At 71.7% G+C, this 6,771-nt stretch carries 7 protein-coding genes; 1 reads left to right on the top strand and 6 read right to left on the bottom strand.

Annotated elements, in window-relative coordinates:
* Positions 1-47: 47 nt before the first annotated feature.
* Entirely contained in the window at positions 48-359 is a 312-nt protein-coding gene (locus tag AOK18_RS17225) for a pore-forming ESAT-6 family protein (RefSeq protein WP_055574214.1), read from the bottom strand.
* A gap of 46 nt (positions 360-405) precedes the next feature.
* The gene (locus AOK18_RS17220) at positions 406-738 is read right to left on the bottom strand and encodes a hypothetical protein (RefSeq protein ID WP_055694956.1); all 333 of its coding nucleotides are present in this window, start codon (positions 736-738) and stop codon (positions 406-408) included.
* Between the two features lie 426 nt (positions 739-1,164).
* Here AOK18_RS17220 and AOK18_RS17215 point away from each other — a divergent pair, with 426 nt between their 5' ends.
* Positions 1,165-1,818, top strand: coding sequence for a DUF7691 family protein (locus tag AOK18_RS17215; RefSeq protein WP_055694957.1), 654 nt, complete (start codon positions 1,165-1,167; stop codon positions 1,816-1,818).
* 93 nt (positions 1,819-1,911) lie between these two features.
* Here AOK18_RS17215 and rbsD read toward each other — a convergent pair whose 3' ends face one another.
* The 4 genes from rbsD to AOK18_RS17195 form a co-directional block, all read right to left on the bottom strand.
* Positions 1,912-2,301, bottom strand: a complete 390-nt coding sequence (rbsD, locus tag AOK18_RS17210; protein ID WP_055694955.1) for a D-ribose pyranase — start codon at positions 2,299-2,301, stop codon at positions 1,912-1,914.
* Positions 2,298-3,203, bottom strand: coding sequence for a ribokinase (locus AOK18_RS17205; RefSeq protein WP_055694954.1), 906 nt, complete (start codon positions 3,201-3,203; stop codon positions 2,298-2,300). Before AOK18_RS17205 ends, rbsD begins: the two co-directional genes overlap by 4 nt.
* A 144-nt stretch (positions 3,204-3,347) precedes the next feature.
* Complete coding sequence (locus AOK18_RS17200) at positions 3,348-5,303, bottom strand: ABC transporter permease/substrate-binding protein (RefSeq protein WP_055571568.1); 1,956 nt, start codon at positions 5,301-5,303, stop codon at positions 3,348-3,350.
* Positions 5,293-6,771 (bottom strand): sugar ABC transporter ATP-binding protein (locus tag AOK18_RS17195; protein ID WP_055694953.1); only part of this gene is annotated, 1,479 nt, incomplete at its 5' end. The genes AOK18_RS17195 and AOK18_RS17200, both read right to left, overlap by 11 nt.

The raw sequence follows: 6,771 nt of genomic DNA, 5'->3' as shown, positions 1-6,771 counted from the left end.
ACCGACGCACCGACGCACCGCCCCACCGACACGCCGACGCGTCGGCGTCAGCCGATGTTGTCGACCGCCGCCCGGGCCTTCGCCATCGTCGCCTGGGCCGTCCCGTCGTTGTCCTCGAGGGTGGTGCGGACCAGCTGGATGATGCTGCGCACCTCGTCGGCCGCGCGGTTCCAGCGCAGCTCCTTGCCGTGGTACTCCTCGGAGACCCCGTCGGCCTGGAAGTCGGCCATGGCGGCCTTCACGGCCTTGTCGCGGTCGGCCAGCACGCGCTCCAGCTGGCCGACGATGCCCTGCAGACCGCCCTGCACCTCGCTCGACGCGCCGGTGTCGTAGGAGCGGCGGTCCAGATTCTGACCCATCGTCACAAACCCCCTGTGGTTGTCGGTCCCTGCCCCGGCCGGCGGTCTAGCGCGCGCCGAAGCGGGCCGCGTCGAAGTTCGCCGCTCCCATGTTCTTGTGGGCGTTGTCCTGCTGTTCCACGTCACCGGTGCCGAACGCGGTGTCCATGCCGCCCTGGCCCTCGAGGATCGCGCCGAGCGAGTCGTTCAGGGCGGCGGTGATCTCGTCCGCACGCGTCTTGAACGAGTCGAAGGCGACCTTTCCGGATCCGTTGAACTTGCCCTCCAGCGGCTCGGCCGCCTGGATCAGCATGCGGATCAGCGTGCCCAGGTCGGTGCTCGAACCGACCGTGTTCTTCCCCAGATCCGACAGGGTCGTGGACCCCATGTCGAACTTCACGTGTGTCACCCCCGTGCGTCACGTACGCATCACAAACCTGTTCGAACATGCTCTCGCACAACCCGTTGCGGGCGCAACGCCGTTGGGCGCGGTGTGACATGACACGGACACGCTGGGGACAATGCTCCACGGCTCGGAGGGCGCCGACGGCACCGCGAGCCCCGGCCCGCGCTCGCACCCGGCCGGGGACCGGAAAAGTTTTTCGCGAGGACCGTACAACCCTCCCCGCACTCCGCGGGTCGTACTTGCTGTCAGGACTTCTGCGGGGGGACCCGGGGGGGATCCGAGACGTTCTGACGGGGGAGGAAGCGAGGGGGTCCGGCCATGTGCCGGGCCCCCTCGAAGTCTCTCCGCGTCGAGGGGGGTTCCTGAGAACGGCCCTGCCCGCCGGGCCGGATGTCAGTGGCGGCTGGCAGCATGGCGATCATGAGCCGGATCATTTCGTACAGCACGGCGGACAAGGCCGACGTCCTGGGCTTCCTCGGAGCCGCGGGAAACCTCACGTCCGACCAGCAGCGCATCCTCGACAGGGTGCGCGACAGGGCGCAGAGAAGCCAACGGGAACTCGACCGCCAGGGCGTCGACTGGGGTCTGTCGGTCCCCGACGCCCTCGAACACCTCCTGGCCGGTCACGCGAGTTCGAACGCGGAGTACGCGGCCGGCGCCTACTACCAGGCCCTGCAGCACATCATCGACTGCAACGCGTCCGACCCCTTCGAACTGGGCGTGTACTCCAAGCCGTCCACCTTCTTCGGCCTCGTCGACGAAGAACTGCGCCGCCTGGACGTGAGCGCCGATCTGCTGCTGCACGAGCACCTGTTCTCGGGGCCGCCGAAGGAGATCCCCTTCCCCATCCCCCGCCCCGTGGACGGCCCGCACATCGGCATGCTCCCGCTGGCCAAGGCCAAGCCCGCCGCCGACGCCTACCGCGCCGTGCTGGACCGCATGGAGGAGGGATTCCGGTACGACGTCCAGGAGATCGCCGAGAAGCTCGAGGCCGAGCACAAGGAATGGGAGTACGCGACGAAGAACATCGGCTGGTACACCCAGGACACCCTCTTCTTCTCCATCACCGGGTGAGCGACCCGGACGCGACGCCCCGCCGTCGCCCTGGAGGACGACGACGGGGCGTGAGCGTCACCGCACCGCGGACAGAGCCCCGCGGGGCGTCCCTCAGAAGAACACCCCGCACCGCAGCAGCACGTTCGCGTACGGCCGGGCCTCGCCGGTGCGGACGACGAGCCGGGCGCCCGCGGTCAGTTCCTTGAGGTGCTCGTGCGGGACCAGGTCGAGGGCGGGGAAGTGGCCCGCCAGCAGGTCCGCGGCCTCGGGGTTGGCCCGCCGGATCTCGGTGGCGGCCGTCGCGCCCTCGATCACCAGCTCGGCCAGCAGCCCCTCCAGGACCTCCGCGAAGGACGGCACCCCGGCCCGGAACGCCAGGTCCACCACGCGCGGCCCGTCCGGGATCGGCATGCCCGCGTCGCACACCAGCACCCGGTCCGTGTGGCCCAGTTCGGCCAGCGCGCCGCACAGGTGCCGGTTCAGGATCCCGCCCTTCCTCACAGCGCCGCGACCTCCCCGGCCGTCGGGAAGGACACCTGCGCGCCCTCCCGGGTGACCGTCGCCGCCCCCACCCGCGCCGCGTACGCCGCCGCCTCGGCCAGGGACTCGCCCAGGCCCAGCCGCCAGGCCAGCGCGGCGGTGAACGAGTCGCCCGCCCCCGTGGTGTCCACGGCCCGCACCTTCACCGAGGGGATGCGGAGGACCCCGTCGGACGAGGCCACCAGCGCGCCCTCGCCGCCCAGCGTCACCACCACCGAACGGGGGCCCTTCGCGAGCAGCAGCCGCGCCCAGTCCTCCGGCTCCTCACCGGCACGTGCCGCCTCGCCGAGGATCACCTTCGCCTCGTGCTCGTTGACGATCAGCGGGTCGCAGGCCACCAGCACCTCGCCCGGCAGGGGCCGCGGCGGCGACGGGTTCAGCACGAACCTGCTGTCCGGCGCCAGCGAACGCGCCACCTCCACCACCGTCTCCAGCGGGATCTCCAGCTGGGTGGAGACCACCCTGGCGGCGTGGAAGAGGCTCCCCGCGGCCCGTACGTCGTCGGGCGTCAGCCGGCCGTTGGCGCCCGGTGAGACGACGATGCTGTTGTCCCCGGACGGGTCCACCGTGATCAGCGCGACGCCGGTGGGCGCCCCGCCCACCAGCACGCCGACCGTGTCGACCCCGGCCTCCCGCTGCGAGTCCAGCAGCAGCCGCCCGTGCGCGTCGTCCCCGACCCGGGCCAGCAGGGCCGTCCGGGCGCCGAGCCGGGCGGCGGCGACCGCCTGGTTGGCGCCCTTGCCGCCGGGGTGGACGACCAGGTCGGAGCCGAGCACCGTCTCCCCGGCGTCCGGCCGGCGCTCGACGCCGATCACCAGGTCGGCGTTGGCCGACCCCACGACCAGCAGGTCGTAGTCGTTCATGGAAGGGCTCCCCACATGGTCGTCATGTCGTCGTCATACGGTCGTCGCGCGGCCGGTCGCCGCACGGTCGGGCGTCACCGCGGCCGCCCGGGGGCGGCCGGTCGTGATGACCGACCGCCCCCCGGTCCCGATCGCCCGCCGGTGTCAGCCGCCGAACTCGGCCACGTTCTCCTTCGTGACCACCTTCACCGGAACCATCACCGTCTCGTCGATCTTCTTGCCCTCGGCGGCGCGCAGCGCGTTGTCCACCGCGATCCTGCCCAGTTCGCGCGGCTGCTGCGCGACGGACGCGTACAGCGTGCCCTGCTCGACGGCCTTGAGGCCGTCCGGCGTGCCGTCGAAGCCGACGACCTGGACCGACTTCCCGGCCTTGGAGCCGAGCGCCTTGATCGCGCCGAGCGCCATCTCGTCGTTCTCGGCGAACACGCCGTCGATGTCGGGGTGGGCCTGGAGCAGGTTCGTCATCACGTCGAGGCCCTTGGTGCGGTCGAAGTCCGCGGGCTGCTTGGCGACGACCTTGATGCCCGGGTACTCCTTGATGCCCTCGGCGAAGCCGGAGCCGCGCTCGCGGCTGGCGGAGGTGCCCGCCTGGCCCTGGAGGATCACGATGGTGCCCTCGCCGCCCAGCTTCTCGGCGAGCGCCTCGGCGCCCTGCCGGCCGCCGGCCACGTTGTCGGAGGCGACCAGTGCGGACGTCTCGGCCTTGTTGACGCCGCGGTCCACGGCGACGACCGGGATGTCCGACTCGTTGGCGGAGCGCACCGCGGGCCCCGCCGCGTCCGAGTCCACCGGGTTGACGATGATCGCGTCGAGGCTGCCGCTGGTGAAGTTCTGCAGCTGGTTGGCCTGCTGGGAGGCGTCGTTCTGCGCGTCGGTGACGGTCAGGTCCAGGCCCTGCTTCTTCGCCTCCTCCTGCGCGCCCTCACGGATCTGCACGAAGAACGGGTTGTTCAGGGTCGACACGGACAGGCCGACCTTCTGCGCCTTCGCCTCCGAGGAGCCGTTGTGCAGGAAGGACAGCGCGCCGACGACCGCCGCCGCGACCACCGCGGCGAGCAGGTAGGTCGCCGCCTGCTTCTTCCGGTCGCCCCCGCCCGGTGCGCCGGACGCGGTCGGGGTCGCCCCCGCCTTGCGGCGCAGCGTGTCCAGGAGCACGGCCAGCGCGATGACCACGCCGATCACGACCTGCTGCCAGAACGCGGACACGGACAGGAGGTTGAGGCCGTTGCGCAGCACCGCCAGGATCAGCGCGCCGATCAGCGTCCCGGACGCCTTGCCGGTGCCGCCCGCGAGGGAGGCGCCGCCGATGACGACGGCGGCGATCGCGTCGAGTTCGTAGCCCTGCGCGGCCTGCGGCTGCGCGGAGGACAGCCGGGAGGCGAGGACGATGCCCGCGGCGGCGGCGAACAGGCCGGACAGCGCGTAGATGGCGAGCTTCTGCTTCTTCACCCGCAGCCCGGACAGCCGGGCCGCCTCCTCGTTGCCGCCGATGGCGTACATGGAGCGGCCGATGTACGTGCGGCCGAGGATGAACGCCGTGATCAGGCCCATGACGATCATCACGAGCACCGGAACCGGCAGCCAGCCGCCGAGGGTGTCACCGAGGTGCGAGACGGAGTCGGGGAACGGGATCGGGGAACCCTGGGAGATCACCAGGGACAGACCGCGGGCCACCGACAGCATGGCGAGCGTCGCGATGAACGACGGCAGCTTGCCGTACGACACCAGGATGCCGTTGACCAGGCCGCACGCGATGCCGGTGGCGATGGCCAGCAGCACCGCCAGGGGCACCGGGACGCCCTCGGAGGTGGCGCTCCAGGCGAGGACGGTGGCCGACAGGGCGGCGACCGAACCGACCGACAGGTCGATGCCCGCGGAGACGATCACGAAGGTGACGCCGAAGGCGAGGATCGCGACGACCGCCGCCTGCACACCGATGTTGAGCAGGTTGTCGGCCGTCAGGAAGTCCCCGGACAGCGCCGACATGGCGATGACGAGGACGATGAGCGCGGTGAGCGCCCCGTTGTCGAGCAGGAGGCGGCGCAGGCCGCCCGAGGCGGAGCCCTTGCCCCCCGTGCTCTTGAGCGTGTCAGTGGCCACGGGGGGCCTCCTTGTCGTTCTGGTCGGTGGTGCCGTCGTTCTTGGTGCCGGCACCGGTACGGGTGCTCGTGCCGCTTTCCGTGCCGGTGCCCGCGCCGGTGCCGACCGCGAGGGCCATCACGGCGTCCTGCGTGGCGCCCTCGGCCGGCAGCTCGCCCGCGATGCGCCCCTGGGCCATCACCAGCACCCGGTCGCTCATGCCGAGCACCTCGGGCAGGTCACTGGAGATCATCAGCACGGCGGCGCCGGCCGCGGTGAGTTCGTTGATCAGCTGGTAGATCTCGACCTTGGCGCCGACGTCGATCCCGCGCGTCGGCTCGTCGAGGATCAGCACCTTGGTGTCGGCGAGCAGCCACTTGCCGATGACGACCTTCTGCTGGTTGCCGCCGGAGAGGGTGCGCACGTGCTGGCCGAGGCCCGCCATCCGCACCCCGAGCTGCTCGGCGATCCGGGCCGCCGCGGTGCGCTGCCCCTTGAGGTCGACGAGACCCGCGCGGGTGGCCGACCGCAGCGTCACCAGGCCCAGGTTCTCCTCGACCGAGGCGTCCAGGACGAGGCCCTGGCCCTTGCGGTCCTCGGGGACGAGCCCCATCCCCGCCGTCATCGCCGCGTTGACGTCGTGCGCGCGCAGCGTGCTGCCCGAGACCGTCACGGTCCCGCTGTCGTACGGGTCGGCGCCGAACACCGCGCGGACCACCTCGGTCCGGCCGGCGCCCACCAGTCCGGCGATGCCGACGACCTCGCCGGCGTGCACCGTGAAGCTCACGTCGTGGAAGACGCCGTCGCGGGTGAGCCCCTCGACCCGGAGCAGGGCGTCCCCGGCGTCGGGCCGCCGGCGCGGGTACTGCTGCTCGATGGACCGGCCCACCATGAGGCGGACCAGTTCGTCCTCGGGCGTGGTGGCCGGGACCTGGCCGACGCTCCGGCCGTCCCGGATGACCGTGACCCGGTCGCCGAGGGCGGCGATCTCCTCCAGGTGGTGGGTGATGAACACGATGCCCACGCCGTCCTCGCGCAGCCTGCGCACGATGGAGAACAGCTTGTCGACCTCCTCGGAGGTCAGCACGGCGGTCGGCTCGTCCATGATCAGCACACGGGTGTCCAGGCTCAGAGCCTTGGCGATCTCGACCATCTGCAGGCGTGCGATGCCGAGTTCGCGGACCCGCGCGGAGGGCGACACGCGGACGCCGACCCGCTCCAGGAGGACGGCGGCGTCGGCCTCCATCCGCTTGCGGTCGATCATCCCGAAGCGGCGCGGCTGCCGGCCCAGGAAGATGTTCTCGGCGACCGTCAGATCGGGTACGAGGTTGAACTCCTGGTAGATGGTGGCGATCCCGAGGCGCTCGGAGTCCTGCGCACCGTGGATGCGCACCTCCTCGCCGCCGACCAGGATGCGCCCCTCGTCGGGCGTGTAGGCGCCGGACAGCATCTTGATGAGGGTGCTCTTGCCCGCGCCGTTCTCACCGAG

The organism is Streptomyces prasinopilosus, from assembly GCF_001419695.1.
GTDB lineage: Bacteria > Actinomycetota > Actinomycetes > Streptomycetales > Streptomycetaceae > Streptomyces > Streptomyces prasinopilosus.
Note: the sequence above shows the minus strand (reverse complement) of the source record. Positions and strands in the feature narration are given on the sequence as shown.

Bases quoted from the DNA above. Each gene is read 5' to 3' on its own strand.
- AOK18_RS17225 (WP_055574214.1), bottom strand. From the start codon at position 359: ATGGGTCAGAATCTGGACCGCCGCTCCTACGACACCGGCGCGTCGAGC.
- AOK18_RS17205 (WP_055694954.1), bottom strand. From the start codon at position 3,203: ATGAACGACTACGACCTGCTGGTCGTGGGGTCGGCCAACGCCGACCTG.
- AOK18_RS17215 (WP_055694957.1), top strand. From the start codon at position 1,165: ATGAGCCGGATCATTTCGTACAGCACGGCGGACAAGGCCGACGTCCTG.